The following is a 15969-nucleotide window of genomic DNA, read 5'->3' on the forward strand; positions in this document are numbered from 1 at the left end:
ACGAAAAGACAAGATGTTAAGAGAACTACCATTATATCTCATGCTGCTCCCCGCTGTCGTTCTGGTTGCAATCTTCAGCTATGGCTCTATGGCTGGCGTAATCATCGCTTTTCAAAAGTTTATACCGGCGAAAGGGATGTTCGGGAACCAACAATGGATAGGTTTTCAAAATTTCGTTACATTGTTTTCCATGCCGAATATAGGGTTGGTCATTCGCAATACGGTTGTTATCGCCTTGTGCAAAATGATTGCAGGCGTTGTTGTTCCAGTGGGGTTTGCCTTGCTGCTCAACGAAGTCAGGAATCAGTTGACCAAGCGTATTTTTCAGACGCTGGTGTATTTACCGCACTTTTTGTCCTGGGTCATCTTATCGGGCATTTTATTAAATCTTTTGTCACCGAACGAAGGTTTTGTCAATATCGTTTTATCCAAACTCGGCATTGAACCTATCTTTTTCCTGGGTAACCCGAATGTGTTTCCAGCCACCATGGTCATCAGCGATATTTGGAAAACGTTTGGATTCGGATCGGTGATTTATCTGGCTGCTCTCACAGGCATAGACCCTGCGCTTTATGAAGCTGCAGTCATTGATGGCGCAAACCGCTGGCAGCAGACCAGGCATATTACCCTGCCCGGCATCTCATCGATGGTCGTACTGATGACCGTGTTGGGTCTTGCCAATATTCTCAACGGCGGTTTCGATCAAATCTATAATATGTACAGTCCCGTGGTCTACTCCACCGGCGATATTTTGGATACGTTCGTGTTCCGTCTAGGCATTGAACAGGCGCAATATGCGCTCTCCACTGCGGCTGGCCTGTTTAAGTCGTGTGTATCGCTAATTTTTATCGTCGTATCTTATTACTTGGCGGATAAATTAACCGGATATAGAGTTTTTTAACGGAAAGGAGAGATGACCATGGGAATAAAGGCTTCCCTATCACGCAAAATATTCCTGGTGAGCAACTCCGTATTCCTGCTGCTTGTTGCTCTTTTATGCATAGCGCCTTTTATCAACCTGTTGGCCGTATCATTCTCGGATAAAGTAGCCGTAGCGGCAGGGGAGGTTACTTTTTTCCCAGTGGGATTTACAACGATCTCTTACCAATTTATTACGAACACATCGAAGTTCTTCATGTCGCTGCTGGTTTCTATTAAACGAACGGCCATCGGCGTTCCGCTCAATTTAGTATTGATCATTCTGACCGCCTATCCTCTCTCTAAATCAAAAGAAGATTTTGGTGCGCGGAGTATTTTCTCATGGTTTTTTGTTGTGACGATTCTCTTCAATGCTGGATTAATTCCTACCTATATGGTCGTGAAAAGCACCGGATTAATGAATACCATCTGGGCGCTTGTTCTACCAGGGGCACTTCCCGTGTTCAGCATGCTCGTTGTCATGAATTATATGCGCAGTCTGCCAAAGGAATTGCTGGAGGCAGCGTATATGGATGGCGCAAGTCACGTGCAGACGCTAATCCGTGTGGTTTTGCCGGTCTCCATACCCACGCTTGCGACAGTAACGCTTTTTTCATTCGTAGACCACTGGAACAGCTGGTTTGACGGCATGATTTATATGAACAAAATTCAAAACTATCCTTTACAAACCTATTTGCAAACGGTTGTCGTGAATCCGGAGGAATTTATTCGCAACAACACGGATCTTAGCGGCAATTTATCCAAATATTTGTCCATGGTCAGTGCCCGAACGACGGGGGCTGCACAGATGTTTTTGGCCATGATACCGATATTATGCATCTATCCTTTCTTGCAAAAGTATTTTACAACCGGGCTCGTAATGGGCAGTGTGAAGGAATAGGCAGTAAAAAATGAAAATTGGAAGGTGTACACATGAAAAATAATATTAGTTTCGATGGCTTTATTCAGATCGCGATTGTCGTAAATGATATCCAGAAGGCGGCGGAGGCATGGGCGAATCTATTGAATTTTCCTGTGCCGGAAATCCGTTATCTGCCTCCCGTACATAATCCTGATCTGACGTATCGTGGAAAACCCGCTTATTACGGCCTGAAGCTAGCGAATATCCGAGTTGGCAACTTTGTTATTGAATTGCACGAACCTGACGAGAAAGACAGCACGTTCAGGGAGTTTCTTGATCAACATGGCAACGGGGTCCATCATCTGGGTTTCCAGGTAGGCGAGAAGCGTGATGCCATCATCGGTGAGTTGGAGGAGATGGGTTACGCCATGCGGACGATTGGTTATTACCCGGGCAGCAGCTGGACAATTGTCGACGCTGAGGATGATTTGGGCGTTAATTTAAACATCAAACCCCGAGCTTAGCAGGGGCACAAGGAGGAGCAGACATGAATATCGTCATTACCGGTGCAAATCGGGGGCTTGGGTATGAATTGACACTCGCTGCCGTACAGAGAGGGCACATGGTCATAGCAGGAAATCGTTCACCGCAGGAAGATGTGAAATTGTTGGAACTGGCCAGCCGTTTCCCCGGCCTGGTTAAGCCTGTTCAGCTTGATGTATGCGACGAAAAATCGATTGCCCGGTTAGCGGAAACGTTACGTGGAGGTAACCAAACGGTTGATGCCGTTATTAACAACGCGGGGATTTTGCTCGGAAGAGGTGTTGCTCTAGAAGAATTGCCTATTGAGGATGTTGTTCGTTCCTTCGAAGTTAATTTGTTTGGCCCGATGATGCTCATCAAACATATGCTTCCGCTTATGGAGGAAGGCAGCTCGCGCGCCATTCTTAACATTTCGTCCGAAGCAGGCAGTATGTCCAACGCTTACGGGGGAGATTTTCCTTATGCCATTTCCAAGACGGCGATAAACATGTTCTCTAAACAGCTTAAAAGGTATGTAAAAAACAGAGGAATCCGTGTGTATGCCATTCACCCAGGCTGGATCAAGACAGACATGGGCGGCGAGAAAGCTCCGGGAGACCCTGTCGAAAGCGCGAATGGCATTATCGATATCCTCGAAATGAAAAAAGAGATCGATCCGGAATCCTTTTTTGTCAATTACAAAGGAGAACCGATGCCTATGTGACAGTTAGGCGAATTGAAAAATGAAGGAGATTCGCGATGAATACGTTAAAGGAACCACGAAAGGTAGAACGAAGAAACGTGATCAGTACGTTGGAAACAGTCGATGTGATGACTGGCGAACGGACAATCTTAGCTGAATTTGATTTTCTGATTGAAGCCCCCAATTGGACGTGTGACGGCAACCACCTTGTGTATAACAGCTTAGGCCGTCTCTATAAGTTTGAGCTCAAGACGAAGGAAAGTACAGTTATTGATTCCGGCTACGCCATCCAATGCAATAACGACCATGTGCTATCACCGGATAACGCTTTGGTTGCGGTAAGCCATCACACTCACGAGGACGGTCTTTCTCGCATCTATACGTTCCCCCTGCAAGGTGGCGGTCCGACACTTATTACGCCGATGGCACCAAGCTATTTGCACGGATGGTCACCGGACGGAAGCACATTAGCTTATTGTGCGGAGCGGAATGGCGAATACGACATCTACACCATTCCAGTGAATGGGGGCATAGAAACACAATTAACGTTTACCACGGGGTTAAATGACGGCCCTGAATATTCACCTGACGGTCAACACATTTGGTTCAATTCGGTACGAACAGGTCTTATGCAAGTATGGCGCATGAATGCTGACGGCAGTGAACAGACCCAAATGACGGTTGATGAGAGCAATAATTGGTTTCCTCACGTATCTCCGGATGGAGAGCTGGTGGCCTATATCACTTATCGCAAAGGCGATGTCGCTCCCGGGGATCATCCCGCTAACAAAGATGTAGAAATTCGTGTGATGTCCAGCACCGGAGGCAGTTATCGAACAATTGTCGAGCTTTTTGGGGGACAGGGAACTCTGAACGTCAATTCCTGGTCGCCGGACAGCAGGCATTTGGCTTTTGTTAGTTATCGCATTCAATCTTCCTAATGTAAAGGAGAAAATCGATGGAACAGACGATTCTGGGTACAACTTTGGTTTGTCAGATTGCTATGATCGTGCGTGATGTGGAAAAGGCGACCCACCGCTTTGCCGAGCTTTTAGGAGTCCCGGCTCCCACGATCATCATGGCTAATGAAGATGGCAGCGACACCGTCAGCTACATGGGGAAACCTACCCAAGGGAGAGTGCGACTTTCATTTTTTCACATGGAAAATGTCGTCATAGAATTCATTGAACCTACAGATGATCCTTCAACTTGGAAGGAATTCCTTGAAACAAAAGGTCCGGGAGTCCACCACATCGCATTTAAGGCAAAAAATAAAATGTTGGAAACAGCTGCCAAACTTGAGGAATTCGGGTTCCCTCTTATTCAAAATGGCAATAAATATGCTTATGTAGAAAGTACCGACGATTTGGGCGTCATTCTTGAACTTCTTGATATTGATTAAACAGTGTTAGCGCTTTTTTAAAATGGAGGAGTTATTCGGAGCACACTCCCGCCGTATTGCACGGGGTAAGCACTAAGCACTCCACTCCATGAAATTTGCGCTATGGCTTGGATGGTTCCCCTGGAGGAGAACTACAGGGCGCTATTTCTACGAAATAGGCTCTTTTTCGCGGGTAGGGGAACTGTGGGGCGCTATTTGTCCGTTTTCTTAAAGAAAACGGGAGTAGGCGGTCAAATAAGGCCCTGTAGTTCCTCATGAACGCGAAAACGGGCGAGTTTGCTAGAATAGTGGCCTGTACGACCGCGGATTCCGACTGGAACTCGTGGAAGCAGTTCGACTTGAGTGGTGACGACACCGTAGACATTGAGGATCTGGTGATTCTTGCTACTCAGATCCTGAACTAGGCAACTGGCAGGAGCAAAATAACAAATACAATAGCAACCAAAAACGGAGCCCCGCATTTGCGGTCTAAAGGCTCCGTTTTTTACGGTATATTTATCCGATATAAAAATCGATTCGAACCTCTTCGCTGAATCCCAGCGCTCGATAAACACTTGCGCCCATCTCGCTTGACTGCAGCACGGCTATCTTGCCACCTGCGGCTTGTCCCTCACGAAGGGCATGCACGGTCAAAGCGCTTCCGATACCTCGCCTTCTGTATTCTCCCGCAGTAGCTACATTGTAAATGCCAATGGTTTCTTCATCTTGAAAGGCTGTAACCACTCCGGCAGGACGTCCATCCAGGAATCCGGCATAATGCCGTAAAATGGCTTGTTCACCGAGCGCTAACGATTCGTTCACTTGCATGAACACGTCGCCAGTTTCTCCTTGTAGGCCGAATGCAGGAAGGGCAATCTCTTTGAACCAGGAGAATTCCGCTGTTGTCCGAATAGGTTTGATTTCGAAGTTGGGAATGCTTGGAGCCTTATACGTCCAATCCGTAAGGGAAAGTGACATGCCGGGAGATTGACCGGACCATTTAAGTCCGTGTTTCTCCAGTACACTTGCCAGCTCAGAGGCGTCGGTGTCATGCGACCAGATCAACCACGAGAAAGGGCGTTTAGATGACCGATAATGATCGGCAATTGTTACGATATCGTTCATTGCTCCATCGGATTTCAATCCTTCATAGGTGATTATCCGATTGAATAGCGAATGAGGGAGATCACTTTCGTAACGAATCACTTGTGGTGTCTTCACGAATGACATGCGAGGACAGGAGCTGCTCATTTGCTTCATAATATGAATCATGTTTTGTTTAATGATGTCTGGCGTGCTTATCATGGTTTGACCTCACTGGGTATAGGATTAGGACCTGCATTCCGTTATTGTAAAGCGTAGAATTTCGTCAAACAAATGACGAAATGTTTATGAGGTTATAAGTATTATTATGAATAGATGGCTGTCCATGCTGCTGCTTTCCTATCTAGCCCCATAACTTTTCATTATGTCGCCCCCAACTTACCTGTAGTACAATCCACAATGCCAAGGTGTTAAAGTATGTTTACCGCCAAAACAAAAGGCGAATGCAGCTGCTGATATAAAAAAATATCGTCACATTCGGTTTTTTATGATGTGTAATAAGCGTCTGAGAGGCAATAATATCTTTCGTAAGTCAGCTGCATGGACGAAAAGGGGGAATTACAATGATCAAACGCATTCTAATGGTAGTCACAACTGCCGATCAAATAAACGAGAATGAGCGAACAGGCTTATGGCTATCAGAATTTGTAGAGCCATACCTCGCATTTAACAATAAAGGATATGAAGTTACGATAGCAAGCCCACTGGGTGGGAAGGTTCCTCTAGATCATAGAAGTCTAGAAGGTGCTCCTCAAGAGATGTTAGATATGGCTAAATACCTGAAAGACACTATGAAGCTCGAAAATGTGAACGACATTCATTCTTATGATGCTATTTTCATCCCGGGTGGACATGGCACGATGTTCGACATGCCTGATAACGAGGTGCTGCAATCCATAATCCGTACGATGTATGAATCCGGTAAAATCGTTGCCGCTGTTTGTCATGGTCCGGCAGCCCTTGTCGGCGTGAAACTGTCGGATGGTACGCCTCTTGTAGCAGGAAAAACGATCGCGGCGTTCACCGATGAGGAAGAAAGAGAAACGACTTTAGATAAATACATGCCGTTTTTACTAGAAACACGACTTCGCGAATTGGGAGCTAATATCGTCTTAGCGCCAAATTGGACAGATAACTTTCAAGTGGATGGCAATCTCATTACAAGTCAAAACCCACAATCTGCGGAAAGTGCCGCTAAGGAAGTTATTCGTCAACTAAATAAATAATCAGGGGGCTATATACAATGAAAAATGAACTTACAACTACACAACAAGTAATGAAACGTTGGAAAATGCACCGCAATGCCTTGCGTGAACTTGTAGCGCTATTGCCTGAATCAGGAGGAACATGGCGCCCATGGGACGGCGGGATGACGACAATTGAGCTTATCCATCATCTAGCAATGACGCCGGATTTCTTTTTTGCCGCTATTGAATCGCGTGATATGATCGTCCCACCAGTTCCATCGACCATTTCGGAAGCTCGTGAGCTTCTTCAGCAATTAACCGCCGAACACGAACAAAAGCTTGCCTCTTATTCAGAATCAGATTTACAACAAGACGCAACCATTTTTGAAAATGTAGAACCAATCGTAGAAGTGCTTCATCGTTTAATTGGACATGAGGCTCATCATAAAGGGCAGCTCTTTGTATATGCCCGCATGCTAGGCGTAACGCCGCCGTTTTATGTCGATTTAAGCGTATAATTGGCAGAATTTCATTTCACATTCGAGAGGGGAACAACGACGATGGATAAATTTGAGTTTTATAATCCGACTAAGCTTCTATTTGGAAAAGGTCAACTAAGCAGTTTGAAAAAAGAAATTCCGGCTTATGGCAAACGTATTTTGCTGTTGTATGGTGGCGGCAGTATCAAAAAGAGCGGCCTTTACGACAAGGTTATTCAGGAACTGAAAGAAATCAACGCTACAGTTGTTGAGTTAGGAGGCGTTGAGCCGAACCCGCGGCTAACGACCGTCAAAAAAGGGATTAACCTGATAAGAGACAATCAGCTTGATTTCATTCTTGCCGTTGGTGGCGGCAGTGTGCTCGATTGTGCAAAAGCAATTGCTGCGGGCGTGCCGTACGATGGAGACGTATGGGATATCGTGCTTAAGAAAGCGAAAGCTTCATCAAACTCTGTTCCGATTGGCGCCGTCCTAACGTTAGCGGCAACAGGTTCCGAGATGAACGGAAATTCCGTCATTACGAATTGGGAAAAGAATGAGAAAAAATCATTTAACTCCATTCATGTCTACCCAAGATTCAGTATTCTGGATCCTGAGCTTACCTTCACTGTACCACGTGATCAAACGGTATACGGCATCGTTGATATTATGTCCCATGTCTTCGAACAGTATTTCCATGCTTCGAGCAATGCGCCTCTTCAAGAAAGAATCGGTGAAGCGATTCTTCACACCGTCATCGAGACGGCACCTAAGCTCGTAAACGATTTGAACAATTACGAATATCGTGAAGTCATGTTGTTGAATGGAACATTAGCCTTGAATGGACTAACCGCCATGGGCGTTAAAACCGATTGGGCAACGCATTACATTGAACATGCCGTATCGGCTGTCCATGATATCCCGCACGGCGGAGGCCTCGCAATTCTTTTCCCGCGCTGGATGGAACATGTCGCGGCTGTGCGTCCGGAGAAAGTGGCGCAGTTGGGTGTACGTGTATTCGATTTGGATCCGGCAGGAAAAACGGACGTGCAACTGGCAGCGGAAGCGATCGAGTCGCTCGTGAAATTTTGGACATCCATTGGAGCGCCTACAAAGCTCTCAGACTACGGCATTGATGATAAGGAAATTGAGTTAATGACGGAAAGAGCTATGCTCGCCGATCAAATAGGTAACTATGTTCCTCTTGCGATTGAGGATGTCCGGAAAATCTTGAGAAATTCTTTGTGATTTTTTGAAAAATAGGGCTGTCTCGAAGGTTTATACGACCAGAGAGATAGCCTTATTTTCTTTGATTTACTTCTCCAACCGTACTCTCTGAAGCCAGTCACTATAAAGAGATTCTGCGCCTGTGTGAGATCATGTGGTTCCTTAAATCAAGTCGACGATTTGGGGTAAGCTTTTGAGCGATTCGTCCCTGGCAGGGGAACTACGGGGCGCTATTTCATCGAAATAGGCTCTTTTTCGTGTGGAGGGGAACTGTGGGACGCTATTTGTCCGTTTTCTTAGAGAAAACGGGATTTGGCGGTCAAATAACGACATGTAGTTCCGCTTGAATATGTAAGCGGCTGAATTTGCTAGAATAGTGGCCTGTAGTTCCTCTAGGGTGTTTCGTTGACCAACTTCACGCTAGCATGAGATGCCCCTATGCTTAGTGTCACAGTAGCGCTGAACTTCTAACGTTGCAGTCCCAACCTGGCAAGGAGTGAAGGCACATGAGCCATAACTTTTTGTTATGCATTCTAAACTTAATGATAGTTCTAATCTCACATTCATCATGTTACGGTATGGCTACAGCAGTCAATTAATTGACCTGTATATAAATAAATTTATTTGCGAGTCTTTTTTTTCTAATTTGTTGTGTATGTGAGAAAAACTTACAATGACAACATGTGGCTTTTTTGCCAGATGTGCGTTACATGATTCTTTGATAAAAGAGGAAGGAGTGGCCATGGTCGATTTTGAATGGTACAGAAGCTTTATTGCCATTTTTAAGCATAATTCCGTATCGGAGGCAGCTAAGACGCGGATCATGACCCAGCCCGCATCGAGTCAGCACCTCGCCTGCCTTGAATCGGAAGTCGGTGAACTGTTGTTCATTCGAACTTCACGCAAAATGGTACCGACCGAACGAGGAAAGCAGCTGTATTCTCATCTAGCGCCCCTTATTGAGTCGTTAGAGGAAAAGACAATGGGCTTAAAATTGCATTTATCACCAAGCATGAATCCAATCAAAATAGGTGCTACCCCGGAGTTGTTCACTGAGAACATATTGCCGCATTTATCGAGATTGAAATTGGATACGACAACGTACTTTGGAGACGCGGAGCAACTGCTCGAACTTTTAAAAGAAGAACGTGTGGATCTTATTTTAACCAATCAAAGATTCTTAACGCCCGGAATCGAATATGTGCGGCTTATGGAGGAGAGCTTTGTCATTGTTGCCCCGATGGAGACGGCCGTGCCGGATTTCACGCTTTTGAAGGAGAAGGAACGATGGCTCTCCGAACAAAAGTGGATCAGCTATGGCCTGGAACTTCCTATTATAAGAAGATATTGGAAAGAGTTGTTCAAAAAGGGACCACTCATTAATCCAGCCCATGTTATCCCTAGCATGCATTTAATTCTAAAGGCCGTTGAGGAAGGGGCGGGGATGAGTCTGCTCCCAACGCATATGTTGAAGCGTCAGAATGGGACAAATCCAAGATGGAAAATCATTTTCGAAGATATGAAGGTTCATAATGAAATTTTCATTGGCTTTAAATCGAAACATAAACATGTGCTCATCATCAATGAGTTTATTCAGCGTGTTTCCGAGGATATCAGGGATGAACCGAGAGATGTTCATTTGGCTTCGAACTCGTATTAAATAAAGTTAACAATTGTTTGCTTATCGATTTTTCGCGGGTAACGACAGAGATTTGACGGGTTAATCCAAAATCAGTAATCGGGATTGCTTTAATCGTATCATTCGTTTGGTTAATGAAGATTTCAGGCAAAATGGTTATGCCCAGATTAGCTTGTACTAAACCAAGGATGCTCTGTCCTAACTCTATTTCTAACGCAATATGTAACGTTTCACCCCTTGTTGAAAATTCCTTTTCCACCAGCATCCTGACATCGCACCCCTCAGGCAGCATAAGAAGGGGGTCGTTCTTTATCTCATGAAAGAATACTTTTTCTTTACGACCAAATAAGGGATGATTGGCATTCACAAATAAGAAGAAGTTTTCTTTAAAAACAGGGGTTGAGTGAAAGTGATGTTGGACGCCTCTATCATCAAATAAGGCCGCATCGATGGTGCCGTTTTCTATATTTTTTATCAGGTCAAAAAAGCTGTAAAACACCCTGATTTTGAATGCCATTTTGGTATCTTCCTGCTGATTAGCCGCCATATGGTTTGGCAAAAAAATAGTTGCAACGCTTGGCCATGATCCAATGACAAGATCAACTGTGCCCTCGTCTTGACTTAGCGCAATCTCTCTTCTCAGATCGTTTAGTTCGTTCATAATTTTCTTGCTTCTTTCAAGTAAAATCTGGCCGGATTGCGTCAGCGTTACGCCAGTGGAGGAACGTACCAATAATTGTGCTCCTAATTCATCCTCCAGGGTGCGAATTTGTTTGCTTAAGGCGGGCTGACTAATATGCAGAATTTCACTAGCTTTCGTTAAACTCTTCGTTTCAGCCGTTTGCCGGAAGGCTTCTAACCATTCGATCTTCACGTCCATCCCCCATAACCTTTGGTTATTCCTCACCTAACTTATCGGTATTTCGAATCGAAGCTCTAAGATGTTACAGTATGGATACGGCAAACAAGACGAAATGCTAAGATGATCTTTTGCATTTCGGGAACAAATTATTTACGTAAGATTACGTGGAGCCCTGGTAATATATCCAACGATGGGGGAAGCACTCTTACTGGGATATTGCTATGTTTGATGGTTATGCTACTGGTTATGGTTTTAAAAATAACGATGACTAATTCGTTCATATAACGATAGGAGGAACAAAAAATGGATCATTTATTTACACCCTTCAAGCTGAAAGGTCTGGAACTGAAAAATCGTGTCGTCATGCCGCCAATGTGCCAATATGCTGTCAAAAATAATGACGGTGTCGTAAATGATTGGCATTATAATCACTATCTTAGCCGCGCGATCGGCGGAGCGGGACTTATCATCATTGAGATGACGGACGTCGAGCCGGACGGTCGAATTACTAATTTTGACCTTGGGTTATGGTCGGACGAACAGATCGCACCATTGAAGCGAATCGTTGATGCCGTTCACCAATACGGGGCTAAAGTGGGCATTCAGATTGCTCATGCAGGACGTAAAGCGGAACACGCAGAAGTACCTGTAGCGCCTTCCGCTATTCCATTCGATGAGACGGAAACATACAAAACACCACGAGCACTCACGACGGACGAAGTCAAGCAAATGGTGGACAAGTATCGTCAGGCTGCTGAGCGTGCGATCAAGGCTGGCGTAGATACGATTGAAATTCACGGAGCACACGGCTATTTGATTCACCAGTTCCAGTCTGCGTATACGAACAAACGCACGGATGAATACGGCAAGGATTTGCCATTGTTCGGTCAGCAGGTTATTCGAGCCGTCAAAAGCGTGATGCCTGATGACATGCCGCTTTTGATGCGTATTTCGGCAAGAGAATACGTGGATGGCGGTTATGGTCTTACAGAAAGTATTGCCTTTTCCAAAGTGTATAAGGAAGCAGGTGTGGACATGTTTCATATCAGCTCCGGTGGAGAAGGGCCAATTCTTGCGCACGGAAGACCGGGCACCCATGTGGCGTATCAAGTACCTATGGCAAGAGAAATCAGGAATGCGCTGAATGTACCGGTGATTGCCGTGGGGCGGTTAGACGATCCGGCGTTAGCGAATTCCGTGATCGGCAACGAGGACGCAGATCTTGTGGGTGTGGGCCGCGGGATGTTAAGAAATCCGTATTGGACGTTAGAAGCTGCCAAGAAGCTAGGAAAAGAAATAGAGTTTCCTGGCGTATATGGCATGGGTTTTGGACTTAAGTAAATCGATCATAATGAGGAGGCAGCTGGTGTTCAATCGGCTGTCTTTTTCATATTAACGGGGACCGCTGTAATAACAGGTTTAAATGATGTCAACATTATTCATGACGAAAAGGGATTTTGATTTGATTGATCATGAAAGCGTTTTTGCGCTACGATAAGATCATGAAACAGACAAAGGGAGGTTATTCTAATGAGTGAAATTGCTGCACAAAAGCAAGCATCATCCGGCGGATTCCGGGTGAAAGTGCAAAGTTTCGGTCGTTTCTTAAGCGGCATGGTGATGCCGAATATCGGGGCGTTTATCGCTTGGGGATTGATTACGGCTTTATTTATTCCGACCGGCTGGATTCCAAATGAGTATTTGGCTAAGCTCGTAGGTCCAATGATAACTTATCTTCTTCCGCTCTTGATTGGGTATACGGGTGGGACGATGATCCACGGCACACGCGGTGGTGTCATTGGGGCAGTAACCACGATGGGGGTTGTCATCGGGACGGATATTCCGATGTTTATGGGGGCAATGATTGTAGGTCCCTTCGCCGCGTGGGTGCTGAAGCAGTTCGATAAGTCGATTGAGGGTAAAATCAAATCAGGTTTCGAGATGCTTGTAAACAATTTCTCATCAGGCATCATAGGAGCCATCCTAGCCGTTCTGGCTTACACGGTTGTCGGCCCTGCCGTTCAAGTCGTGAGCAAAGCACTTGCTTCCGGTGTTCAAGCGTTGGTCAACGCGGGTTTGCTTCCGCTGGCTAATATACTAATCGAACCAGGTAAGGTGCTGTTCTTGAACAACGCGATTAACCACGGCGTACTGAGCCCGATCGCACTTGATCAAGCATCCAAAACAGGTAAGTCGATTCTTTTCATGCTAGAGTCCAACCCTGGTCCAGGACTTGGCATTCTATTGGCCTACTGGATTGTTGGGCGCGGTGCAGCGAAGCTTTCCGCTCCAGGTTCTGCTATTATTCACTTTTTCGGCGGTATCCATGAAATCTATTTCCCATACATCCTGATGAATCCGCGTCTTATTCTAGCGGTGATTGCAGGTGGTGTGACAGGAACGTTCACCTTCTCTCTTTTCAATGCGGGTCTGGTTGCGCCTCCTTCACCGGGAAGTATCTTTGCTTACATCGCGATGGCTCCAAAAGGCGGTATGCTGCCGATTTTCAGCGGCGTAATCACTTCAACGATCGTTTCTTTCGCAGTAGGCGCTCTGTTGTTGAAAACAACGAAGCAAACGGAAAGCGAAGATTTGGATCAGGCTAAAGCGCGAATGAAAGAAATGAAGCAAGCCCCGGCTGCAGCGGCAGCAGAGCGTGTAGATGTTCCTGTAACGAAGTCTGCCAACAATGTGCAGAAAATCGTTTTCTCCTGTGATGCCGGGATGGGATCAAGCGCAATGGGAGCTTCTATTTTAAGAAAGAAAATGAAAGAAGCCAGTATCAATATCAACGTCATCAATACCGCAATCAATGATATCCCATCCGATGCTGACATCGTGATCACGCATAAATCCTTGACGGACCGCGCACGAAACAAAGCACCGCAAGCTGAACATATTTCGATTGATAATTTCATGAAAAGCCCGGAATATGATGAGCTTGTGAAACGATTGGGCTAAATAGAAGCATCTAACGCTGGCATCTTGCCGGCGTTATCTCCATTTTGTTCGTGAGGAGAATAATTATGAGCCTCTCAAACAGGCATCGGCAGATCCTTGAGCTGTTAATGAAGCAAAGGGATGACATTACGGCAGGAGAAATAGCTGCTGAGATTAATGTAAGCACTAGAACGGTTCATAGAGAATTGTCTGAGTTGGAGACTGTTCTGGGGAATCTCGGCATTGCGCTGCGTAAGAAATCGGGAAAAGGGATTCAACTTCTGGCGGAGCCGGAGAAATTGGAGGCATTGAGATATCTGCTCGATGGCAGGGTGAATGTGGCCTATTCAGCTGAAGAACGAAGGATGCTGCTGCTCTGCCTACTGCTTCAGGAGGAGGAACCCGTTAAGCTTTTTACATTGTCGCATGAGTTGGCTGTCACGATTCCAACCATTACGAATGATCTGGATGAGTTGGATAGCTGGGTTAATCGGTCTAATCTCACCCTCGTTCGCAAAAGGGGTTACGGCGTTGAATTGAGCGGCACAGAAGCTAACAAACGGAGGATGATCTTGCACCTGGCGAGAAATGGACTCGATGAGTCTGATCTCTTTGGGAAAAATGAGAGCCAACATTCACCATTAGCGCAAAAGCTTTTGAAGCTGATAGGCAAAGAGAATTTTACGAAAGTGGAAGAAGCGCTTTGGCTGGCTGAAGATGAAGGCTTAAGCGAAATTTCCGAGGAGGAGTACACTAATTTACTTATTTCCCTCTCGATAACGATTGCCAGAATTCAAATGGGAAGACCGATCGAGGCGAATAGTGATCATCACTCGGCGCGTCCTAGCAAACTGCTTACCCATACCATTGATCACCTGACCGAAGAAATTCCAATTCAGTTAACGGCAGCTGAAATCTCGTATATTGCTGAGCTGCTGGAACCTACTTCTGAACCTCATGCCAATTTACTGCTTCCGATCGATGAGTTGAGTTACATGGAAATGGTGTGGAAGCTGATTCGCAGAATGGAAAGAAATCTAGGCGTTCCGTTCAGCGATGACCGTTCCTTGAAAGATGGGCTGCTGAGCCATTTGGAGTCCGCGATTAAGCGCTTATTGGCGGGAGCTACGATTCGCAATCCGCTTTTGACGCAAATTAAAAAAGATTATGAAGTCCTGTTCGAAGCCATTCGGGAAGCTGTCAATACGACCATCAGCGAAATTGCCATACCGGACGAAGAAATCGGGTTCCTGGTCATGCATTTCGGTGCTTCCATCGAGAGGCAGAAACAATTTAAACGAAATGTGAGGGCCATTCTGGTCTGCACAAGCGGCATAGGCACCTCCAAAATGCTGGCTGTACGCCTAACGAAAGAGCTTCCGCAAATCAATATTATCGGCAATGCGTCCTGGTTTGAAGCTGCGCGTATCCCTAAGAAGGACTACGATTTAATCATATCGACGGTAGACCTACCGCTCCCTTCTGATCAATACATGAAGCTCAGTCCGTTATTGACGAAAGATGAGGCAGAACGGCTGAGGCTTTTTATTCAAAATGTGACATTACAAAAAGAGTCTGGTGAACCAATTCCCATGCATCTGGAGGCAGGTTCGAGAGATCGTTTGCATCGCATCCAGTTCTATATTAATGAAATTGTAAGCATTATTGATCAATTTACGGTGTTTCACATCGAGCAAAGTTATGAAGACTTGGAAGAAGCCTTGCAGGATATATGCAGCTATGTCAGCAGAGCGGGTGTCTTTGACGATGTAAAACCTATCGTTGAGCTGCTGCTTGCGCGGGAGAAGTTGAGCAGTCAAGTGATCCCTGACACGGGTCTTGCGCTCTTTCATATCCGAAGTGAACAGGTGAAAAAGCCTTCCTTCACTTTGTTTCGATTAGCGGATGACTTGCCGTTAGAAAGCGGGAAAAAATCCGGCGTGAGACAAATGCTGCTTATGCTCGGTCCGCAGGAGTTATCGAAGGAGAGTTTGGAAGTGCTAAGCGAAATCAGCTCTTTCCTGCTCATCCCTGAAATGATCGAACTGTTGAGATCAGGCAGCCAGTCAGAAATTAAGCACTTTTTATCCCAAGAGTTAGCTGCTTTTCTAGAGAATAAAAAATAATCGGATATGGGGAGAGATC

15 protein-coding genes are annotated in these 15969 nt (G+C 45.6%); 13 read left to right on the forward strand and 2 right to left on the reverse strand.

The annotated features are described in order from the left end of the window. The first annotated feature begins 13 nt into the window (after positions 1–13). The 6 genes from PCH02S_RS00385 to PCH02S_RS00410 are packed head-to-tail and all read left to right on the forward strand — an operon-like array spanning position 14 to position 4407. On the forward strand, positions 14–901 hold the full coding sequence (locus PCH02S_RS00385) for an ABC transporter permease (protein WP_127449706.1): 888 nt from the start codon (positions 14–16) through the stop codon (positions 899–901). Positions 902–919: 18 nt separating this feature from the next. Further along, a complete protein-coding gene (locus tag PCH02S_RS00390; protein ID WP_127449007.1) occupies positions 920–1819 on the forward strand; it encodes a carbohydrate ABC transporter permease in 900 nt (299 codons plus the stop codon). Positions 1820–1851: 32 nt separating this feature from the next. Then, complete coding sequence (locus PCH02S_RS00395; protein ID WP_127449009.1) at positions 1852–2304, forward strand: VOC family protein; 453 nt, start codon at positions 1852–1854, stop codon at positions 2302–2304. A gap of 23 nt (positions 2305–2327) precedes the next feature. Continuing rightward, positions 2328–3026, forward strand: coding sequence for an SDR family oxidoreductase (locus tag PCH02S_RS00400; RefSeq protein ID WP_127449011.1), 699 nt, complete (start codon positions 2328–2330; stop codon positions 3024–3026). 35 nt (positions 3027–3061) lie between these two features. Beyond that, positions 3062–3946, forward strand: a complete 885-nt coding sequence (locus PCH02S_RS00405) for a TolB family protein (protein ID WP_127449012.1) — start codon at positions 3062–3064, stop codon at positions 3944–3946. A gap of 17 nt (positions 3947–3963) precedes the next feature. Continuing rightward, positions 3964–4407 (forward strand): VOC family protein, encoded by a 444-nt coding sequence (locus PCH02S_RS00410; protein WP_127449014.1) that lies wholly within the window; start codon positions 3964–3966, stop codon positions 4405–4407. Between the two features lie 495 nt (positions 4408–4902). Here the strand turns inward: PCH02S_RS00410 and PCH02S_RS00415 are convergent, their stop codons facing one another. Next, a complete protein-coding gene (locus tag PCH02S_RS00415; RefSeq protein WP_127449016.1) occupies positions 4903–5691 on the reverse strand; it encodes a GNAT family N-acetyltransferase in 789 nt (262 codons plus the stop codon). Between the two features lie 362 nt (positions 5692–6053). Between PCH02S_RS00415 and PCH02S_RS00420 the strand changes: the two genes are divergently transcribed. The 4 genes from PCH02S_RS00420 to PCH02S_RS00435 all read left to right on the forward strand — a co-directional run bounded on the left by PCH02S_RS00420 (position 6054) and on the right by PCH02S_RS00435 (position 10043). Further along, positions 6054–6716 (forward strand): type 1 glutamine amidotransferase domain-containing protein, encoded by a 663-nt coding sequence (locus tag PCH02S_RS00420; protein WP_127449017.1) that lies wholly within the window; start codon positions 6054–6056, stop codon positions 6714–6716. A 17-nt stretch (positions 6717–6733) separates the two neighbouring features. After that, positions 6734–7195 carry a DinB family protein gene (locus PCH02S_RS00425; protein WP_127449019.1) on the forward strand — a complete coding sequence of 154 codons (462 nt, stop codon included), beginning with the start codon at positions 6734–6736 and terminating at the stop codon, positions 7193–7195. 42 nt (positions 7196–7237) lie between these two features. Next, entirely contained in the window at positions 7238–8404 is a 1167-nt protein-coding gene (locus tag PCH02S_RS00430; protein WP_127449021.1) for an iron-containing alcohol dehydrogenase, read from the forward strand. 721 nt (positions 8405–9125) lie between these two features. Next, positions 9126–10043 carry a LysR family transcriptional regulator gene (locus tag PCH02S_RS00435; RefSeq protein ID WP_127449022.1) on the forward strand — a complete coding sequence of 306 codons (918 nt, stop codon included), beginning with the start codon at positions 9126–9128 and terminating at the stop codon, positions 10041–10043. Here PCH02S_RS00435 and PCH02S_RS00440 read toward each other — a convergent pair. Continuing rightward, positions 9997–10896, reverse strand: a complete 900-nt coding sequence (locus tag PCH02S_RS00440; RefSeq protein ID WP_164819374.1) for a LysR family transcriptional regulator — start codon at positions 10894–10896, stop codon at positions 9997–9999. The genes PCH02S_RS00435 and PCH02S_RS00440 overlap by 47 nt on opposite strands. A 291-nt stretch (positions 10897–11187) precedes the next feature. Here PCH02S_RS00440 and PCH02S_RS00445 point away from each other — a divergent pair, with 291 nt between their 5' ends. From PCH02S_RS00445 to PCH02S_RS00455, 3 genes are all read left to right on the forward strand, one after another. Continuing rightward, the gene (locus tag PCH02S_RS00445; protein WP_127449025.1) at positions 11188–12225 is read left to right on the forward strand and encodes an NADH:flavin oxidoreductase/NADH oxidase; all 1038 of its coding nucleotides are present in this window, start codon (positions 11188–11190) and stop codon (positions 12223–12225) included. Between the two features lie 189 nt (positions 12226–12414). After that, on the forward strand, positions 12415–13845 hold the full coding sequence (locus tag PCH02S_RS00450; RefSeq protein WP_127449027.1) for a PTS mannitol transporter subunit IICB: 1431 nt from the start codon (positions 12415–12417) through the stop codon (positions 13843–13845). Positions 13846–13910: 65 nt separating this feature from the next. Continuing rightward, positions 13911–15950 carry a BglG family transcription antiterminator gene (locus PCH02S_RS00455; RefSeq protein WP_127449029.1) on the forward strand — a complete coding sequence of 680 codons (2040 nt, stop codon included), beginning with the start codon at positions 13911–13913 and terminating at the stop codon, positions 15948–15950. Positions 15951–15969 lie beyond the last annotated feature (19 nt).

The sequence above is a fragment of the Paenibacillus chondroitinus NBRC 15376 genome (assembly GCF_004000765.1).
Taxonomy (GTDB): domain Bacteria; phylum Bacillota; class Bacilli; order Paenibacillales; family NBRC-103111; genus Paenibacillus_E; species Paenibacillus_E chondroitinus.

Bases quoted from the DNA above. Each gene is read 5' to 3' on its own strand.
- PCH02S_RS00400 (WP_127449011.1), top strand. From the start codon at position 2,328: ATGAATATCGTCATTACCGGTGCAAATCGGGGGCTTGGGTATGAATTG.
- PCH02S_RS00390 (WP_127449007.1), top strand. From the start codon at position 920: ATGGGAATAAAGGCTTCCCTATCACGCAAAATATTCCTGGTGAGCAAC.
- PCH02S_RS00430 (WP_127449021.1), top strand. From the start codon at position 7,238: ATGGATAAATTTGAGTTTTATAATCCGACTAAGCTTCTATTTGGAAAA.
- PCH02S_RS00405 (WP_127449012.1), top strand. From the start codon at position 3,062: ATGAATACGTTAAAGGAACCACGAAAGGTAGAACGAAGAAACGTGATC.
- PCH02S_RS00410 (WP_127449014.1), top strand. From the start codon at position 3,964: ATGGAACAGACGATTCTGGGTACAACTTTGGTTTGTCAGATTGCTATG.
- PCH02S_RS00455 (WP_127449029.1), top strand. From the start codon at position 13,911: ATGAGCCTCTCAAACAGGCATCGGCAGATCCTTGAGCTGTTAATGAAG.
- PCH02S_RS00385 (WP_127449706.1), top strand. From the start codon at position 14: ATGTTAAGAGAACTACCATTATATCTCATGCTGCTCCCCGCTGTCGTT.
- PCH02S_RS00415 (WP_127449016.1), bottom strand. From the start codon at position 5,691: ATGATAAGCACGCCAGACATCATTAAACAAAACATGATTCATATTATG.
- PCH02S_RS00445 (WP_127449025.1), top strand. From the start codon at position 11,188: ATGGATCATTTATTTACACCCTTCAAGCTGAAAGGTCTGGAACTGAAA.
- PCH02S_RS00450 (WP_127449027.1), top strand. From the start codon at position 12,415: ATGAGTGAAATTGCTGCACAAAAGCAAGCATCATCCGGCGGATTCCGG.
- PCH02S_RS00395 (WP_127449009.1), top strand. From the start codon at position 1,852: ATGAAAAATAATATTAGTTTCGATGGCTTTATTCAGATCGCGATTGTC.
- PCH02S_RS00435 (WP_127449022.1), top strand. From the start codon at position 9,126: ATGGTCGATTTTGAATGGTACAGAAGCTTTATTGCCATTTTTAAGCAT.
- PCH02S_RS00420 (WP_127449017.1), top strand. From the start codon at position 6,054: ATGATCAAACGCATTCTAATGGTAGTCACAACTGCCGATCAAATAAAC.
- PCH02S_RS00425 (WP_127449019.1), top strand. From the start codon at position 6,734: ATGAAAAATGAACTTACAACTACACAACAAGTAATGAAACGTTGGAAA.